The 17595-nt window shown below is 74.1% G+C and carries 17 protein-coding genes; 11 read left to right on the top strand and 6 right to left on the bottom strand.

What is annotated here, in order from left to right:
- Positions 1 to 39 precede the first annotated feature (39 nt).
- From ABD352_RS45915 to ABD352_RS45905, 3 genes are all read right to left on the bottom strand, one after another.
- Positions 40 to 1233: a monooxygenase gene (locus tag ABD352_RS45915; protein ID WP_344619070.1), complete on the bottom strand. Its 1194-nt coding sequence runs from the start codon at positions 1231 to 1233 to the stop codon at positions 40 to 42.
- 124 nt (positions 1234 to 1357) lie between these two features.
- Positions 1358 to 1660: a hypothetical protein gene (locus tag ABD352_RS45910; RefSeq protein WP_344618926.1), complete on the bottom strand. Its 303-nt coding sequence runs from the start codon at positions 1658 to 1660 to the stop codon at positions 1358 to 1360.
- Positions 1661 to 1746: 86 nt separating this feature from the next.
- The gene (locus ABD352_RS45905; protein ID WP_344618925.1) at positions 1747 to 1917 is read right to left on the bottom strand and encodes a hypothetical protein; all 171 of its coding nucleotides are present in this window, start codon (positions 1915 to 1917) and stop codon (positions 1747 to 1749) included.
- Positions 1918 to 1995: 78 nt separating this feature from the next.
- On the opposite strand from ABD352_RS45905, the gene ABD352_RS45900 reads away from it, so the two are divergent.
- From ABD352_RS45900 to ABD352_RS45890, 3 genes are all read left to right on the top strand, one after another.
- Positions 1996 to 2379 carry a VOC family protein gene (locus ABD352_RS45900; RefSeq protein ID WP_344618924.1) on the top strand — a complete coding sequence of 128 codons (384 nt, stop codon included), beginning with the start codon at positions 1996 to 1998 and terminating at the stop codon, positions 2377 to 2379.
- 12 nt (positions 2380 to 2391) lie between these two features.
- The gene (locus ABD352_RS45895; RefSeq protein ID WP_344618923.1) at positions 2392 to 3195 is read left to right on the top strand and encodes a polysaccharide deacetylase family protein; all 804 of its coding nucleotides are present in this window, start codon (positions 2392 to 2394) and stop codon (positions 3193 to 3195) included.
- A gap of 77 nt (positions 3196 to 3272) precedes the next feature.
- Positions 3273 to 3830, top strand: a complete 558-nt coding sequence (locus ABD352_RS45890) for a DUF3558 family protein (RefSeq protein WP_344618922.1) — start codon at positions 3273 to 3275, stop codon at positions 3828 to 3830.
- Between the two features lie 79 nt (positions 3831 to 3909).
- On the opposite strand, the gene zwf is transcribed toward ABD352_RS45890, so the two are convergent.
- On the bottom strand, positions 3910 to 5412 hold the full coding sequence (gene zwf / locus ABD352_RS45885; protein WP_344618921.1) for a glucose-6-phosphate dehydrogenase: 1503 nt from the start codon (positions 5410 to 5412) through the stop codon (positions 3910 to 3912).
- Between the two features lie 127 nt (positions 5413 to 5539).
- On the opposite strand from zwf, the gene ABD352_RS45880 reads away from it, so the two are divergent.
- From ABD352_RS45880 to ABD352_RS45850, 7 genes are all read left to right on the top strand, one after another.
- On the top strand, positions 5540 to 6091 hold the full coding sequence (locus tag ABD352_RS45880; protein WP_344618920.1) for a TetR/AcrR family transcriptional regulator: 552 nt from the start codon (positions 5540 to 5542) through the stop codon (positions 6089 to 6091).
- Positions 6082 to 6615, top strand: coding sequence for a hypothetical protein (locus ABD352_RS45875; protein WP_344618919.1), 534 nt, complete (start codon positions 6082 to 6084; stop codon positions 6613 to 6615). Before ABD352_RS45880 ends, ABD352_RS45875 begins: the two co-directional genes overlap by 10 nt.
- Before the next feature lie 38 nt (positions 6616 to 6653).
- A complete protein-coding gene (locus ABD352_RS45870; protein ID WP_344618918.1) occupies positions 6654 to 7160 on the top strand; it encodes a hypothetical protein in 507 nt (168 codons plus the stop codon).
- A 56-nt stretch (positions 7161 to 7216) separates the two neighbouring features.
- Positions 7217 to 10882 carry an ATP-binding protein gene (locus tag ABD352_RS45865; RefSeq protein WP_344618917.1) on the top strand — a complete coding sequence of 1222 codons (3666 nt, stop codon included), beginning with the start codon at positions 7217 to 7219 and terminating at the stop codon, positions 10880 to 10882.
- Positions 10883 to 10952: 70 nt separating this feature from the next.
- On the top strand, positions 10953 to 12299 hold the full coding sequence (locus ABD352_RS45860; RefSeq protein WP_344618916.1) for an FAD-binding oxidoreductase: 1347 nt from the start codon (positions 10953 to 10955) through the stop codon (positions 12297 to 12299).
- A gap of 62 nt (positions 12300 to 12361) precedes the next feature.
- A complete protein-coding gene (locus ABD352_RS45855; RefSeq protein ID WP_344618915.1) occupies positions 12362 to 13282 on the top strand; it encodes an acyl-CoA desaturase in 921 nt (306 codons plus the stop codon).
- A gap of 3 nt (positions 13283 to 13285) precedes the next feature.
- Entirely contained in the window at positions 13286 to 13618 is a 333-nt protein-coding gene (locus ABD352_RS45850; RefSeq protein ID WP_344619069.1) for a DUF4328 domain-containing protein, read from the top strand.
- An 88-nt stretch (positions 13619 to 13706) separates the two neighbouring features.
- Here the strand turns inward: ABD352_RS45850 and ABD352_RS45845 are convergent, their stop codons facing one another.
- Positions 13707 to 15956: an exo-beta-d-1,3/1,6-glucosidase gene (locus ABD352_RS45845; RefSeq protein ID WP_344618914.1), complete on the bottom strand. Its 2250-nt coding sequence runs from the start codon at positions 15954 to 15956 to the stop codon at positions 13707 to 13709.
- Positions 15957 to 16074: 118 nt separating this feature from the next.
- Between ABD352_RS45845 and ABD352_RS45840 the strand changes: the two genes are divergently transcribed.
- Positions 16075 to 17100, top strand: a complete 1026-nt coding sequence (locus tag ABD352_RS45840; protein WP_344618913.1) for a LacI family DNA-binding transcriptional regulator — start codon at positions 16075 to 16077, stop codon at positions 17098 to 17100.
- Positions 17101 to 17291: 191 nt separating this feature from the next.
- Here the strand turns inward: ABD352_RS45840 and ABD352_RS45835 are convergent.
- Positions 17292 to 17595, bottom strand: a 304-nt coding sequence (locus ABD352_RS45835) for a hypothetical protein (RefSeq protein WP_344618912.1), incomplete at its 5' end; no start/stop codon positions are given.

Below are 17595 nucleotides of genomic sequence, written 5' to 3'. Positions count from 1 at the left end.
CACACGCTGACGACGCGTCAGCGTGTGCGGCGCCGTGCGTCAGTTGCCGCGGCTCGCCGCGGTCATCACCACCAGGCCGAGGCACATCTCGTCACTGGTGCCGTCGCCCCAGACCACGTAGCGCGGCGCGGTGCCCTTGAGCTGTGGCAGGAGTCCGCGCAGCCCGGCGTCGTGCGTGCAGGTCACCCGCAGCGTGTCGCCCGGGTGCAGCGCGACCGGCGGGTCGAGCGGGTGGATCGCCTGGTCGTCGAAGTTGTAGTTGGGCACGTCGAGCAGCGTCCTGGCGCCGGCCGTGCCCGGATTCAGCTCGATCTTGATGGAGCGGCCGAGCAGGTGCATGTGCCCGGCGACCGCATAGACCGTGGCGGCCTGCGGAACCGGGTGGTCGCAGTGCTGCGTGACGCCGGCCACCGGCGGGCTCCCTTTGTAGCACTGCTCGACCAGCTCGTCCTCCATGCCGCCGATGTCGGCGCCGAAACGCTTGCCGACGTCGGCCACGGCGGCCGTGCGGTCGCACAGCGGGCCCGACTCGCTCGCGGCGCAGGGCAGCTCGATCGGCGCGGGCAGCAGGCTGGTCCGGAGCGGGGTCATCGCGGTGTCGTCGTTGAGGCGCAGCCGGATGCTCGACTGGTCCGAGCCGCCGGGCCGACCGCCGGTGGCGAGCAGGTTGTAGTGGACCTGCATCACCATCATGCTGCCGGGCGGCATCGGGTAGCCGAGGTTCGGCGCGAGCAGCGTCTCGTTGGCGCCGGGGGCCCACGACGCGACCCAGGCGTCGCCGCGCACGCCCGAGTCGCCGAAGCACGTCCAGCCTTCGCCCGGCGAGTCCGCGTCGAGCTTGCGCGCCTGGTCGGCGGCCTCCGGGGCGATCCGGAAGAAGATCGCGTGGTGCACGATGGCGGCGTTCTGCGGCAGGAACTGACTCCCGGTCAGGTACGCCGTCCGGGTGAGCTTCGGATCGATCAGGAAGCAGCGGTACTCGTCGGTGCCGCCGTTCGGCGCCTGCGGCGTGTAGGCGGCCGGCATGCTCAGCGCCTGGAAGCGCTCGCCGGCGCGAAGCGGGGCGGCGGGCGGTGCCGAGACATGCCCGGCATGCGGGTCGGACCCGCCGGAGGCAGCGCCGGTCGGCTCGGCATTGTTCGACGGCGATCCGCACGCTGCGACGGAGACGGCCGCCACCAGCGCGATGGCCAGGGCGACCAGTGCTCGCCCAGCTTGACCAGCCTTGGCCATCACGACCCCCCGATAGACGACGACAAGCATCGACGATTGCAGGCGGGCCGCGAACCGCACCTCCGGGGTTTCCCCCCAATTCGGTGGCAACCACCCATGCCTTGCCGGCCGGATGCCCCGGCCGTCAGCGCAGCAGCGACGTCCCGGCGTCCGCCTCCAGGCCCAGCAGCGGGGCGGTCGTCGGGCAGCGGCGGGACGTGCAGTCCCGGGCGTGGGCGCGGTAGGCGCCGCGGCCGATCGGCACGACCGTGACCGCGAGGGGCCGCAGCGGCCCCATGGACCAGAACCGCCGGGTGCTCGCGGCCCGGCGCAGCGCCCGGTCCAGGCTCGTCGTGAACTGCGTGAACTCGTGACTGGCCCCGTGGTCCGCCGAGGGCCAGTCGAGGCGAACCGCATAGCCGAGCGGATCGATCAGGTGCATCGTCACCACCCCCACCTCAGGCAACGACCGAAGACACCACCACGATACTCGAACATACGTTCGAACGCCCGGGGTCGTACGGGCCCAAACGGCTACAGCGAGATGTCGCGGGCCAGGCCGAGTTCCGCGGCCTCGACGTCATCGAAATCCAGGGCATCGTCGGTCAGCTCGTCGCCGATGTGGTCGTCGATGCGGCCGAAGTCGGCGCCGTCGAAGTCGGGGGCGTGGGCGGGCGCCGCCGCCGGGAGGTCGTCGGTGCTCATGCAAGCATCGTCCGAGATCAACGGGCCGGGCACAACCAACGGGTCATGAACCAGGCACCTGCTGGTAAAACTGCTGTCGTGACGCACTTCAGCAGGCTCTACGCGATCGTGATCGACGCACCGCGCCCGGACCACGAGGCCACGGTGGCCTTCTGGTCGGGTGCGGCCGGCACCCAGCTCGAGCTCGTGCCGCAGTACCCCGAGTTCCACGGGGCCAAGCTGCCGACCCACGACATGCTGCTGCTGGCCCAGGGCCTCGGCGACGGCCCGCCCCGCGTCCACCTCGACTTCCACACCGACGACCTGGACGCCGAGGTGGCCCGCCTGGAGGCGCTCGGCGCCACGCGGCTGGAGCGGGCGAAAAACTGGCAGGTCATGCGGGACCCTGCCGGTCTGGTCTTCTGCGTGGTGCTCGATCGTCCCGGTACCCTCAGCGAGGACAACGCCGTCCGCTGGGACTAGGAGGTGCCCTACATGACCCGCGCCCTCTCGCGCCGACGACTGCTCAGCGCCGGCCTGGTCGTCGGCGGGGCCGCCCTGGTCGCGGGCGACTCCGTGGTGCGCGCCACGCCGGCGCTGCTGAGAACAAGCCCGCGGCCCGCGCCGTCGTCCTCTTCGACGCCACCACCGCCGCCGCCCGAGGCCCCGCCGATGGCGCCCCTCACGCGGCCGGTGTTCACGCTCGCGGAGTACCGCAAGGCCGTGCCCGGCCCGGAGTTCCCGCCCAACGCCGTGGCGCTGACGATCGACGACGGCCCGCATCCGATGTGGACGCCGAAGGTGCTCAACCTGCTGGAGCGCTACCACGTGCCGGCGATGTTCTGCCTCATCGGCAACCAGGTGCTCGGCCACGAGGGGGTGGCCCGCAGCGTGGTCGCCGCCGGTCACCAGGTCGCCAACCACACGTGGAGCCATCCGGCCGGGATCGCAAGCCTGCCGCCGGAGAAGGTCCAGCAGGAGATCGAACGGGCCCAGGAGAAGATCTACGACACCACCGGCCACGTGCCCACGGTCTTCCGCTCGCCCGGCGGCGCCGTGTCGCCCGCGGTGTTCGCCGCCGCCGCGCACGCCCGGATGACCCCGGTGAACTGGGACGACGACCCGCGCGACTGGACCAAGCCGGGCACCGGCGCGATCGCCCAGCGGCTGCTGGCCGCCCGCCCGGGCGACATCCTGCTCTGCCACGACGGCGGCGGCGACCGCTCGCAGACCTGCGCCGCCCTGAGCACCGTCATCCCGGCGCTGCAGGCCCGGGGCCTGCAGTTCGTCGCCCTGTAGCCGCGCGAGCTACCGGAACCGTGCCACGTCGGCCGGTTCCGCCGCCGCCGGGCCCGGCGGTGGCGCACCGTCGGTGCATGCAGCCGAGATACCTTGCCCCCGTCCTCGCCGCGCTCGCGCTGACCGGATGCGCTCGCGGTGCCACGACCGTCTCCGCGCCGGCGCCCTCCGCCGCGCCCACCACTGCGTCCGCCGCCGCGTCCGCCGCCGCGCCGGCGCCGTCGCACGCGTCCGCCGCCGCGTCGCCTTCCCACGCGCCGGCCCCGCTCCCCGACATCTGCAAGCTGCTGACGAAGGCCGAGGTGACCGGCCTGACCGGCGAGCAGGTGACGCTGATGACCGACGACGGCGGCAACTCGCCGACCTCGCGCTACTGCCAGTGGCAGCTGTCCCAGGGCCAGCTCACCATCACCGTGAGCCTGGAGACCAGGGAGAACTTCGACATCCGCAACCGGCAGGCCACGTCGGTGGCCGGGGTGGGCGCCGCCGCCTACTCGCTCAGCGGGCACCTGTTCGTCTGGGAGGACGGCCGGGACGTGGACGTGTACGCCACCCCGAAGTCCAGCGACGCGGCCAACCTGGCCGTGGAGCGCCGCGCCGCCGCCGAGGTCCTGCCCCGCCTGGCCGGCCGATGACCGCAGCCGGGCGGCCGAACGCCGCGGACCCGGGCCCTGTCGCAGCACAAGACCCGGGTCCCGCCGATCCGCAGGACGGTCAGGCGACCGTGTTGCGCCAGGCCCGGCCGCTGCGCTCGATCAGGCGGTTGGCGTCGGTCGGGCCCCACGAGGCGGCCTCGTAGGTGGGGATGGGGCTGGTGTCCTCGGCCCAGCGCTCGATGATCGGGTCGACGATGCGCCAGCACTGCTCGACCTCGTCGGAGCGGATGAACAGCGTCGTGTCGCCGATCAGGGCGTCGAGCAGGAGGCGCTCGTAGGCCTCCGGGGACTCCTCGCGGAAGGTCTTGTCGTAGGAGAAGTCCATGCTCGCCGAGCGGACCCGGAAGGAGTGGCCGGGAACCTTGGCGCCGAAGCGCAGGGCGATGCCCTCGTCGGGCTGGATGCGCAGGATCAGGGCGTCCGGCTGGAGCTCGGTCAGCTGCGAGTCCGGGATCGGCAGGTGCGGCGGGCGCTGGAACTGCAGGGCGACCTCGGTCACGCGGCTCGGCAGGCGCTTGCCGGTGCGCACGTAGAACGGCACGCCGGCCCAGCGCCAGTTGTCGACGTCCAGGCGCAGCGCGGCGTACGTCTCCGTGCGCGACAGCGGGTCGACACCGGGCTCCTCGCGGTAGCCGGGCATCAGCTCCTCGCGGGTGCCGCCGCGGGTGTACTGGCCGCGCACGGCGATGTCGTCGATGTCGCGGCCGCGCGGGAGGCGGATGGCCTGCAGGAGCTTGACCTTCTCGTTGCGCACGGCCTCGGCCGAGAACGACGCCGGGGGCTCCATCAGGGCCAGGGCGAGGACCTGCAGCACGTGGTTCTGCACGATGTCGCGCATCGCGCCGGCGTGCTCGTAGAAGCTGCCGCGGGTGCCGACGCCGAGCGTCTCGGCGACGGTGATCTGGACGTGGTCGACCCAGGTGCGGTTCCAGATGGGCTGGAAGATGGAGTTGGCGAAGCGCAGGGCCAGGACGTTCTGGACGGTGTCCTTGCCCAGGTAGTGGTCGATGCGGAAGACCTGCGACTCGTCGAAGGCGGCGTGCACGGTCTGGTCCAGCTGCTTGGCGCTGCCCTCGTCGTGGCCGTACGGCTTCTCGATGACCAGGCGGGAGAAGGAGCCCTCGTGGGCCTGGTGCAGCCCGGCCCCGGCGAGGCCGTTGATGACCAGCGGGAAGGCCTCGGCGGGGGTCGAGAGGTAGAAGACCCGGTTGCCGGAGGTGCCGCGCTGCTGGTCGAGCTCGTCGAGGACGGCGGCGAGGCGCTTGTAGGTCTCGGGGTCGTCGTAGCCGCCGGCGATGTAGCGCACGGCGCCGGCCAGCTGCGGCATGCCGGCCAGGCCCCGGTCGCCGAGGACGGCGTGGATGAACTGCTCGTCGTCCATCGGGGTGCGGGCCACGCCGACGACCGCGAACCGCTCGGTCAGCCGGTTGTGCCGGGCCAGGCTCTCGATCGCCGGGATCAGCTTGCGGCGGGTCAGGTCGCCCGACGCGCCGAAGATGACCACCGTCGCCGGTGGGGCGTATCGGTTGTCGGGTTCCTGCAGGACCGTGCCGCTGGACATGGGTGAGCCTCTCCGTCGGACTGCCGCCGTGACATTACGAGTCAACCGAAGCGTGCAGCAACGATTCCAGAACGTGACCGGCGTCTCTGCCAGACCTCCGTCCAGCCTAGGCGGTTAGGTTGGGCCCATGGGACGGCCCGCGCGCCACGACACGGACAGCCTGCTCGACGCCGCCGTGCGGCTGGTCGAGACGGGCGGCCCGCGCGCGCTCACCGTCGCCGCCGTGGCCCGGGAGGCCGGCGGGCCGAGCGGCTCGGTGTACCACCGCTTCGCCGGGCGGCCGGCCCTCGCGGCGGCGCTGTGGCTGCGCACGGTGGCGCGGTTCCAGGCGGGGTTCCTGGCCGCGCTGGCCGCCGGGGCGCCCGCGGAGGCGGCCCGGCACGTCGTCGCCTGGTGCCGGCAGCATCCCGGGGAGGGGCGGATCCTGTTGTACGGCGCCGCCGACTTCGACCGGGACGCCTGGAGCGAGGAGGACCGGGCCTCGCTCGACCGGATGAACGGCGCAGTGATCGCCGCGCTGCGGGCGCTCGGCGGCGACTTCGACAAGGTGGTGCTCGCCCTGGTCGACCTGCCCGCGGCGCTGGTCAGGCGGCATCTGCGGGCCGGCGGCGGGATCCCGGCCAGGGCCGAGGACCTCGCGGCGGAGACGGCAGTGCTAGTTTTAGAGACATGTCTCTAAAAGTGTGGGGGGCCCGGCCCGGGGACGCCGGGCTCGACTTCGGCGGGGACCGGGTGACGCCCGGCCGCGAGGGCTGGCTGCGGGCGGTTGAGGTGCGCACGGGCGCCCCGGCCGCGTTTCGCCGGCTCTGCCAGCTGCGCGTCGCGCCGTACAGCTACGACTGGATCGACAACGGCGGCCGGCGCAGCCCGCGCGGGCTGACCCCGGGCGTGGACGACCTGGCCACCGGGCAGCGCTGGATGACGATCTTCGACCTGGTCGCCTTCGAGCCCGGCGAGCAGCTCACGTTCCGGATGGCCACGCCGGGCGCGCGGTGGATCTTCGGCGACATCCTGATCACGTACGCGATCCGGGACCTGGGCCCGGACCGCTGCCGGCTGGTGGCCAAGCTGCACCTTCCGCCGCCCCGCGGGCAGCTGGAGCGGGCCACAAGGCCCCTCCTCGCCGCCGGCGACCTGGTCATGATGCGGCGGCAGTTGCTCAACCTTGCGGCACTGGCGGAGGGCGACAGCGTGGTAACTTGACGTAAGCAATCTCAAACGGAGAGTAATCGGGGTATGCGATGTCGATCACGCCGATAGCGCCGGCCGCCACGACCACGACCGTCACCAACGCCGCCGGCACCAGCGCGGCCACGGCGACCTCGGCCGGCGCCCCCACCTCGCGGGACATGCAGCAGAGCCTCGACCAGCAGCGCCTCGAGCAGCAGCGGCTGCAGCAGCAGCGGCTCGACGACCAGCGCCTGGCCGACCAGCGACTGGACCAGCAGCGCACCGACGACCTGCAGCGCCTCGACCGGCAGCGGACCGACCAGCAGGCCCTCGTCCAGCGGGATGACCAGCAGCAGTACGACGACCAGCAGTACCAGCTGCAACAGCGGCGCCTCGAGGACCAGCGGCTGCAGCAGCAGCAGCGCCTCGACGACCAGCAGCGCATCCAGCAGCAGCTGGACCTGGAGGCCCAGCTGCGGCAGCGGGCCGAGGACGCCCGGGCGAACTTCGACGCCATCCAGCAGCAGCGGCTGCAGACCCAGAGTCTCTTCACCGGCCGTTTGGACGTCTACCTGTAGGTCGCGCACGCGGTAACTTGTCTGCTCGAGGCGAGTTCGAGCAGGGAGCGTGCCGGGTGGAGCTGTCGGTCAGCGTGCTCGGCGACCTGACCGCGACGCTGCGCGGCGAGCCCGTCGACCTCGGCGGACGCCGCCAGCGCGCGGTCCTCGCCGTGCTCGTGCTCAACCGCGGCGACATCGTGCCCACCGACCGGCTCGTCGACTGCGTGTGGGGCGACCACCAGCCGGTCAGCGCCGCCGGGGCCCTGCAGGCCTACATCTCGCACCTGCGCCGCCGCCTCGAGCCCGGCGGCACCGCGCGGTCGCGCGGCAACGTCATCGCCAGCCGCCCGCCCGGCTACGCCATCGTCCTCGACGAGGAGGCGGTCGACGCCTGGCGCTTCGACGCCCTCGTCCACGGCGCGTTGCGGCTGCGGTCGTACGCCGAACAGCGCGACCTGCTCGATGGCGCGCTGCGCCTGTGGCAGGGCCCGGCGTACGCGGAGTACGCCGACGAGCCCTGGGCGCAGGCCGAGGCGGCCCGGCTGGGCGAGCTGCGCGAGGTGGCCCGCGAGGAGGTCCTGGCCGCCCGCCTGGCCCTGGGCGAGAGCGCGGTGCTCGTGCCGGAGCTGGAGGCGCTCGTCGCCGACCAGCCGCTGCGGGAGAAGCGGTGGCGGCTGCTGGTCGTGGCGCTGTACCGGGCGCACCGGCAGGGGGACGCCCTCGGCGCGCTGCGGCGGGCCCGGCAGACGCTGTCGGACCAGCTCGGCGTGGACCCGGGACCGGCCCTGCGCGCCCTGGAGGCCGAGGTCCTGGCCCAGTCCCCCACCCTGAACGCCGTATCCCCCGAAGCGGTCGCGGTCACGAAAAATCCGGCGCAAGCGCCAGATTTTTCGGACATATCAGCATTTAGCGGGGCGGCAAATCCCGCCGAAGGCCCGCAAACCGGTGCTCATCCGGCACGAGAGCGGGCGGAGCCGGCGCCGGAAACCGGTGCGGGCGGGCGGGCTCCGGGCGGTACCGATGCCGGATCACGGGGTCGGGAACAGCTCGTCGACCGCGAGCGCGAGGTCGCCGCGCTCCGCGACGCGGCCGAGGACGCCTTCGCCGGGCTCGCGCGCCTGGTGATGATCGAGGGCCCGGCCGGGATCGGCAAGAGCCGCCTGCTCACCGAGGCCCGCCGCATCGCCGGCGCGCGCGGGGCGCTCGTGCTCACCGCCCGCGGCAGCCAGCTGGAGAAGGAGTTCGGCTTCGGCGTGGCCCGGCAGCTGTTCGAGGCGCCGCTCACCGACCCGGCGGCCCGGGAGCGGCTGCTGTCCGGGGCGGCGGCGTCGGCGACGGCCGTGTTCGACCTGACCGGGGAGGCGCAGGGCCGCGGCGATCACACCTTCGCCGCCCTGCACGGTCTGTACTGGCTCACCGCCAACGCCGCCTCGGCCCGCCCCCTCACGATCGTCGTCGACGACCTGCAGTGGTGCGACACGGGGTCGCTGCGGTTCCTGGCGTACCTCGTGCGGCGCCTCGAGGGCATGCCCGTGCTAGTCGTCGCGACCCTGCGCACCGGCGAGCAGTACGACGACGAGGCGCTGCTGGCCGAGCTGCAGCTGGACCCCGCCACGACGGCGATCCGCCCCGGGCCGCTCAGCGTCGCCGGGGTCGCCGGCCTGGTCCGCGAGGGCCTCGGCGTGCCGGCCGAGGACGGGTTCGTCGCCGCCTGCCACCGCACCACCTCCGGCAACCCGCTGCTGCTGCGCCAGCTGCTGCGGGCCCTGGACGCCAGCGGGGTCCGGCCGACCGCCGCGCACGCCGGGACGGTGACCGCGGTCGGCTCCCGGGCCGTGTCGAGCATGGTGCTGTTCCGGCTGCGCCGCATGCCGGCCGACAGCACCGCCGTCGCCCGGGCCGTCGCGGTGCTCGGCGACGGGGCCGGGCTGCCGACCATCGCCGCGCTGGCCGGGGTCGGCGAGCCGGCCGCCGCCCAGGCCGTGGCCGCGCTCGCCCGGGCCGAGGTGGTCCGGCACGAGTACCCCGTCGCCTTCGTCCACCCGCTGGTCCGCGACGCCGTCTACCAGGACCTGCCGCCCGGCGAGCGGCAGCTGCAGCACGAGCGGGCGGCCCGGGCGCTGGCCGCCGCCGGGGCCGCAGCCGAGCAGATCGCCGCCCACCTGCTGCAGATGCCCGAGCGCGGCGAGGCCTGGGTGGTCGAGGTGCTGCGGGCCGCGGCCGGCACGGCGGTGCGCCGGGGCGCGCCGGACGGGGCCGCCGCATACCTGCGCCGGGCCCTCGCCGAGCCGCCGGAGCCCGCGCTGCGCCCCGCCGTGCTGCTCGCCCTCGGCCAGGTCGAGACGCTCCGCGACGGGCCCACCGCGATCGCCCACCTGCGGGCCGCCTACGACGACCCGGCGGCCGACCCGGCCACGTTCGCGGCGGTCGCCCGGATGCTGCTGCACACGCTGATCTTCGCCGGGCCGGAGGGCAACGCCCCGGCGTTCGCCCGGCGGGCCTCCGGGCGCCTCGCCCCGCAGTTCGCCGACGAGCGGCAGGCCATGGCCGCGCTGGAGCGGATGGCGGCGTACATGTACAGCGGCGACGCCTTCGTCTCCGGCGGCTTCGACACCGAGATCGCCGGCGACGGCCTCGGGGCCCGGATGCTCGCCGCGAACCGCTCGTGGGAGCTGATGGCCCGCGGCGAACAGCGCGACGAGGCGGTCCGGCTGGCCCGGTTCGCGCTGGACGGCGGCGTCCTGCTCGACGGCGACCCGGGCCTGTTCTGGGTGATCGCCGGCGTGGTCCTCGAGGCCGCGGACGCCGGCTCCGGCACGCTCTGGGACGACGCGCTGGCACTCGGGCACACCCGCGGCTCGCTGTTCACGGTCCTCGCCGCCCACCTGTGGTCCGGCTGGCGGGAGTGGCAGCGCGGCGACCTGCCCGAGGCCGCGCACCGGCTCGCCGCGGCCAACGAGCAGAACCTCGCCTGGGGCGGCGTGCCGGCGCTGGGCATCTCCTACGGCGAGGCGTGCCTCATCCGGGTCCTCGTCGACCAGGGCCGCCTGGCCGAGGCCCGCGCCTTCTACGACACCCACCGGGACCGGCCGCGGGTCGGCGACGGGGTGCGGCTGGTCTCGCAGGCCCACGCCGCGCTGCTCGTGGCCGAGGGACGGCTCGCCGAGGCGCTCGCCCTGCTGCCGGCCGCGCCGCCGGCCGGCAACCCCCAGTGGTTCGAGGAGCGCAGCCTGCGCGCCCGGACCCTGGCCGCGCTCGGGCGCGGCGCCGAGGCCCTCGCGGCGGCCGAGGAGGACCTCGCCGCGATGCGGGTGTGGGGCAGCCGCCGGGCCGTCGGGCAGGCGCTGCGCCTGGCCGGGGAGCTCGCCGCCGACGAGGACCGGCTGCGCGAGGCGGTGGAGCTGCTCGGCGCGACGGAGGCGCGGCTGGAGTACACCCGGGCCCTGTTCGCCCTCGGCCGGGTCGTCGACGACCCTGTCGACCTGCTGCGGGAGGCGCTCAAGCTGGCCGAGGAGTGCGGGGCGCTGGGCCTTCGGGCCGACGTCGCCGCCGCGCTGAGCGCCCGCGGCGAGGACGTGCCGGCCGAGCCGCCGGTCCAGCTCACCACCGGCGAGCGGCGGATGCTCAACCTGGCCGAGGGCGGGGCCGACGAGCGGGAGATCGCCCAGCAGCTGTTCCTGACCCCGGGCACGGTGCGTGACACCCTCGCCGCGATCCGCCGCAAACAGACAACCGGCTGACACTTCGGCTCACGTCGGCCTCAGGTCGGCCGCAAGTGCGGTCCAACCGCCCGGCCGCACCGTGTTCGCCATGACCACCATTGCGAACTCCCTGCGCGGCCTGTGCGGCGGCGCGATCCACCTTCCCGGCGACCCCGGCTACGACACCGCCCGCATGCCCTGGAACGTCGCCGTCGACCAGCGCCCGGCCGCCGTGGCCTTCCCGGCCGACGCCGCCGAGGTGGCCGAGGTGGTCCGGGCCGCCCGGGCCGCCGGCCTGCGGGTCGCGCCCCAGGGCACCGGCCACAACGCCGGCCCGCTCGGGCCCCTGGACGACGTCGTGCTGCTGCGCACGTCCGCGATGACCGCCGTCACCGTCGACCCGGCGCGGCGTACCGCCCGGGCCGAGGCCGGCGCGCTGTGGATCGACGTCGTCGAGCAGACCGCCCCGCACGGCCTCGCCGCCCTGCACGGCTCCTCCCCCGACGTCGGCGTCGTCGGCTACTCCCTCGGCGGCGGCATCGGGTGGTACGCCCGGCAGCACGGCCTGCAGACCAACAGCCTGACCGCGATCGAGCTGGTCACCGCCGGCGGGGAGCTGGTGCGGGCCACCGCCGACACCGAGGCGGACCTGTTCTGGGCCCTGCGCGGCGGCGGCGGCAACTTCGGCGTCGTCACCGCGGTCGAGTTCGACCTCTTCCCGATCGCCACCGCCCACGCCGGCTGGCTGGTCTGGGACTGGCGCGAGGCGGCCCGGGTGCTGCCGGCCTGGGCCGAGTGGGCCGTCGCCGCCCCCGACCACGTCACCACCGCGGCCCGGCTGCTGCAGATCCCGCCGATGCCGCAGATCCCCGAGGTCTTCCGCAACCGGCAGCTGCTCGTCGTCGACGGCGCGGTGCTGGGCGACCCGGCCGTGCTCGCCCCGCTGCGCGCGCTCAAGCCGGAGATGGACACGTTCGCCGACGTGCCGGCGCCGTCGCTGTCCCGCCTGCACATGGACCCCGAGGGCCCCACGCCGGCGGTCGGCGCCGCGGCCATGCTCGGCGACCTCGACGGCGCCGCCTTCGACGCGCTGCTCGGCGCGGCCGGCCCCGGCTCCGGCACCTCGCTGCTCGTCGCCGCGGAGCTGCGCCAGCTCGGCGGGGCGCTGGGCCGGCCCGCGCCGCGCCACGGCGCGCTGCCCCGCCTGGACGCCACGTTCGCGCTGTTCACCTGCGGCATCGCCGCCACCCCGGAGATGGCCGCGGCGTCGCACGCGGACACCCGCCGCGTGGTCGAGGCGCTCCGGCCGTGGGCGAACGGGCGGGAGTACCTCAACTTCGCCGAGACGAAGGTCGACACCTCGCGGGCGTTCGACCCGGCCACCTGGCGCCGCCTGCAGGACGTGCGCCGCGCCGCCGACCCGGACGGGCTGTTCGTCGCCAATCACGTCATCTGAACGTCGTGGGCTGGCATCCTTCCCGCGGGATGCCAGCCATGACCGCCGTCTACGGTCCGGCCATGACCACGGCGGTGAAGCCCATCCTCGGCCGCAAGCGCCCCATCCCCGCGCACGTCGCGGTCTACGCGTTCGTCATCATCCCGTTCCTGGCCCTGATCGCCGCCGTCCCGATCGCCTGGGGCTGGGGGCTGGCCTGGCTGGACGTCATCCTGGCGGCCGTCTTCTACACCGTGACGTGCCTCGGGGCGACGGTGGGCTTCCACCGGTACTTCACCCACGGCGCCTTCAAGGCCAAGCGCGCGCTGCGCATCGCCCTGGCCGTCGTCGGCAGCATGGCCGTGCAGGGGCCGATCCTGCATTGGGTGGCCGACCACCGCCGCCACCACGCCTTCTCCGACAAGGAGGGCGACCCGCACTCCCCGTGGCTGTTCGGCACCAGCCCGGCCGCCCTGGCCCGCGGCTTCTGGCACGCCCACCTGGGCTGGGTGCTGGAGCGCGACCTGACCAACCAGGAGCGCTTCGCCCCGGACCTGCTGGCCGACCGGGACATGCGCGTCGTCCACCGCCTCTTCGGCCCGCTGACCATCGTCACGCTGCTGCTGCCGGCCGTCCTCGGCGGCCTGATCAGCTGGACCTGGGAGGGCGCGGTGACCGCCTTCTTCTGGGCGGGCCTGGTCCGGGTGACGGCGCTGCACCACGTGACCTGGTCGGTGAACTCGGTCTGCCACATGATCGGCGAACGCCCCTTCGCGGCGCGCGACCGCTCGGCCAACTTCTGGCCCCTCGCCATCCTCAGCATGGGCGAGTCCTGGCACAACCTGCACCACGCGGACCCGACCTCGGCCCGGCACGGGGTGCTGCCGGGGCAGATCGACATCTCGGCCCGGCTGATCTGGCTCTTCGAGAAGGCCGGGTGGGCCTGGGACGTGCGCTGGCCGACCCGCGAGCGCCTCGCCCGCATCGCCGCCCGCCCCGCCTAGCGTCTGTCGCATTCGCCGTGCCGTAGTCCACCGGGCTGGTTCGTCCCGCTGGCAAACCTCGTCATCCCGAACCGGGTCGTCGGCGAGATCTATGCCCGCAGCTCGCCCGACCGCACGTGGACCTCGACCCGCCTCGTCAACGCGTGGTGGATCGCGATGCTGGTCAGCTTCATCACCTACACCGAGAGCACCACCCGCTCCAACGGCGTGACCGAGGCGCACACCCCCGTGTTCATCGCGGCGGTCACCGGCGGTGCCGGCATCCTCGCCGCGGGCCTCGCGGCCGTCATCGTCCGTCGTGTCTCGGCCTGGCAGGACGCCAAGCCGTCGGCATGAGCGCGGGAGCCGTGCGGGTACCCCGACGGCCGGTACCCGGACGGCGAGTTCTGGGTCGGGGCGGCCCGCCTCGCCGCCCCGCTGTGACTCAGGCGGTGATGGTGAAGGGGGCGCGCAGCAGGTCGGCCGGGCGGGAGCTGCGGCCGACGAGCAGCTCGAAGCGGCCCGGCTCGACCACGCGCCGGTTGTCGGCCGTCACGAGCGTGCACTTCGCCGCGGGCAGCGTCAGCGGTACGTCCACCCGCTCGCCGGGCGCCACCAGCACCTGGGTGAACGCCTTCAGCTCGCGCTCGGCCCACGTGACGCTGGTGACGAGGTCGGTGACGTACACCTGGACGGTCTCCAGCGACGGGCGGGAGCCGGTGTTCGTCAGGGTGACGGTGGCCCGGATCTCGCCGCTCGCGGGGACTTCGGTGTCGGCGACGGTCAGGCCGGAGTACTCGACGGTGGAGTACGACAGGCCCTCCCCGAACGCGAAGAGCGGCTCCTGGGTGAGGTCGGCGTAACGGGAGCCGTGCTGGCCGCGGATCTGGTTGTAGTACACCGGCAGCTGACCCACGTGGCGGGCGAACGAGATCGGCAGGCGCCCGGCCGGCTCGATCGTCCCCAGCAGCAGCTCGGCGATCGCGCGGCCGCCCTGCATGCCCGGGTTGAAGGCCTCGATGATCGCCGCGGCCTTCGACGCCGAGGCCGGCAGCGTCGACGGCTTGCCCTGGATCAGCACCACGATCACCGGCTTGCCGGTGGCTACCAGCGCGTCGAGCAGCGCCTCCTGGCCGCCCTGCAGGTCCAGGGTGGCGGTCGACTTGCCCTCGCCGATCAGGGCCACGTTGTCGCCCAGCACGGCCACGACCACGTCGCTGGCCTCGGCCAGGGCCACCGCCTCGGCGATCGCGGCCGGGTCGGCGGCGGCCGCCTGGAACAGCGGCGGGCGGGGCTGGCCGTCGGGGAAGTAGTCGCCCTCCGGGTCGGGCTGCAGGCTGCCGATCTCGGCGCCGAGGGCGTGCGTGACCTCCCAGCCGTCGGGCACGGAGGCGCGCAGGCCGTCCAGGACCGTGCTGATCGTCTCGCGCGGGTGGCCGTCCGGCATCCAGTCGACCTGGCCGGAGGCGCCGGCCCAGTCGCCGAGCTGGGCGTGCGGGTCGTCGGCGTTGGGCCCGACGACGGCGATGCGGCGCGGGCCGCCCTCGACCGGCAGCGGCAGCGTGCCGTCGTTGCGCAGCAGCACGAGGGAGCGGCGGGTCACCTCGAGGTTCAGGGCCTCGTGCGGGCCGCAGCCGATGACCGCGGCCTGGCGCTCGGCGTCGGCCCCGCGGGGGTTCTCGAACAGGCCCAGCTCGAACTTGAGGCGGAGAATGCGCCGTACCGCCGCGTCGATCTTCGCCTCGGAGAGGCGCCCCTCGGCCACGGCGCGCTGGGCGGCCTCGAAGAAGCCGGGGGTGGTCATGATGAGGTCGTTGCCCGACTCGACGGCCACCACGGCCGCCTCGACGTCGTCGGCGCAGACCTTCTGCTCCCACACCATGCGCCCGACGTTGTCCCAGTCGGTCACCAGGGTCCCGGGGAAGCCCCACTCGCGCTTGAGCACGCCGTCGAGCAGCCAGCGGTTCGCGGTCACCGGCACGCCGTCGATGGCCTGGTAGCCGAGCATGAACGTGGCGCAGCCGGCCTCCACCGCGCGCTGGAACGGCGGCAGGAACCAGGAGCGCAGCTTGCGCGGGGTGAGGTCGGCCTCGCTGGCGTCGCGCCCGCCCTGGGTCTCGGAGTAGCCGGCGAAGTGCTTGGCGGTCGCGAGGACCGCGGTGGTGTCCTCCAGGCCGTCGCCCTGGTATCCGCGGATCATGGCGGCGCCGAGCTCGCCGACGAGGAACGGGTCCTCGCCGAAGGTCTCGTCGACCCGGCCCCAGCGCAGGTCCCGGGCCACGCACAGCACCGGCGAGAAGGTCCAGTGCAGGCCGGTCGTGGAGATCTCGGTGGCGGTCACCCGGGCGGCCCGCTCGACCAGCTCCGGGTCCCAGGAGCAGGCCATGCCGAGCTGCGTCGGGAACACCGTGGCACCGGGCCAGAACGCGTGGCCGTGGATGCAGTCGTCGGCCATGAGCAGCGGGATGCGCAGGCGGGTCGTCTCGACCATCGCCATCGCCTCGCGGATGCGGGCCGGCGACGCGTGCAGCAGCGAGCCGGCGGTGCGGGTGAGCACGGCGTCGGCGAGGTCGAGGCGGGCGTCGAGCTGCAGCATCTGACCGACCTTCTCGGCCAGCGTCATGCGCCCCACGAGATCGTCGACCCGCTCCCCGACCGGCAGTGCCGCGTCCTGGTACGGGAGTCTCTCGGTCATAGTCGCCACGATCCGTCGTCCTCTGCGCTGAAACTTTTTCCGAGCGTTTCCTGTTGTGACGACCGTATGGGTAACCTACTCTGCTGTCAACGCGACGAAACAGTTTCAGGGAGGGCTCATGAGTGAGCGCGTCACCCTGGAGGACGTCGCGCTGGCGGCCGGCGTGTCCAAGGCGACCGCATCGAAGGTGCTCAACAAGCGCCCGAACGTCGACCCCCGCACGCGGCGCAAGGTCGAGGAGACGATCACCGCCCTGGGCTACGTGCCCACCACCGGCCCCCGCGACACGCTGGCCGACGCCGCCGTGGACGTGGTCTTCGACTCGATGACGAGCATGTACTCCCTGCAGGTGCTCAACGGCATCCTGACCGCCGCACGCGAGCTGGACGTCGAGGTCGTCGTCGACGTGCTGGACCGGGCCGGCGGGGCCGAGACCCCGCTGAGCGACGCGTGGCTCAGCCGGACCGCGGCACGCCGGCGGCTCGGGGTGATCGTGGTGTCCCTGGCCCTCACGGCCCGCCAGGTGCGCACCGTGGAGGAGCTCGGCCTGCACCTGGTCTCCGTCGACCTGACCGGCCCGATGGGCGCGGGCCTGGCCAGCGTGGCCTCGACCAACTTCGCCGGGGGCACCCAGGCCACCGAGCACCTCGTGGCGCTCGGCCACCGGCGCATCGGGTTCGCCGGCCTGCCGGCGCAGATCGCGGCGTCGCGGGAGCGGCTGCACGGGTACCGCAACGCGCTCGAAATGGCCGGCATCGAGACCGACCCCTCGCTGGTGGTGCACGGGGGGTTCTCGGCGGAGGCGGGCTGCCGGATGGCGCTGGAGCTCCTGCGCCTCCCCGATCCGCCGACCGCCATCTTCGCCGCCTGCGACGGGACGGCGTTCGGCGTGTTCGAGGCGGCCCGGCGGCTGGGCCGGCGGGTCCCCCAGGACCTGTCGATCGTGGGCTTCGACGACGTGGAGCCGGCGAAGCTGTCCTCGCCGCCGCTGACGACCGTGCACCAGCCGATCGCCGACATGGGCCGGGTGGCGCTGCGGACGTTGCACACGCTGGCGCGCGGCGGCACGCCGGACTCGCCGCACATGCAGCTGGCCACGCACCTGGTGGTGCGGGAGTCGACGGCACCGCCACCCTCCGCGTAGCCTGGCGACCGCGTTCTGTAACCATAAATAATCTTGTTTTTGTCGATGCTGTACGGTGAGTTCATCGGTAGCCGCACCGACCGGAGTCCGCGCCGGAGCGGTTGAGGCGGGGCTTTCGGGAGGCGCTCGGGCCGCTGCCGGGTTCGTGGATGTGGTGACGGGTGCCCGCGCGGCCTCTCCTACCGGGGCCCCTACCCCACGAAGACCGGCGTGACGGAGGCGGCGATGCGGATCACGCCGACGCGGCACTCGACGGGGACCGGCGCGCCGAACGCGTCGATCGCCGCGGCCGTGGACGAGTCCCACGGCAGGGTCAGCTCGACCGGGGGCTGGTCCTCGCCGTCGAACGTGTCGCCCTCGGCCCAGGCGATCCACAGCGGGCCGCGGCCGGGGCGCTCGACCCGGTAGGCGTCCCATCGGCGGCGCGGCTCGTGGGCGGGCTGCGCGGTGCCGGCGCCGTTGGGGTGCCGCTCGCCGCCGCCGACCACCGGCGCG

The organism is Dactylosporangium salmoneum (assembly GCF_039532525.1).
GTDB lineage: Bacteria > Actinomycetota > Actinomycetes > Mycobacteriales > Micromonosporaceae > Dactylosporangium > Dactylosporangium salmoneum.
The sequence above is the reverse complement of the archived record's forward strand: the minus strand, read 5'-3'. Positions and strand labels throughout refer to the sequence as shown.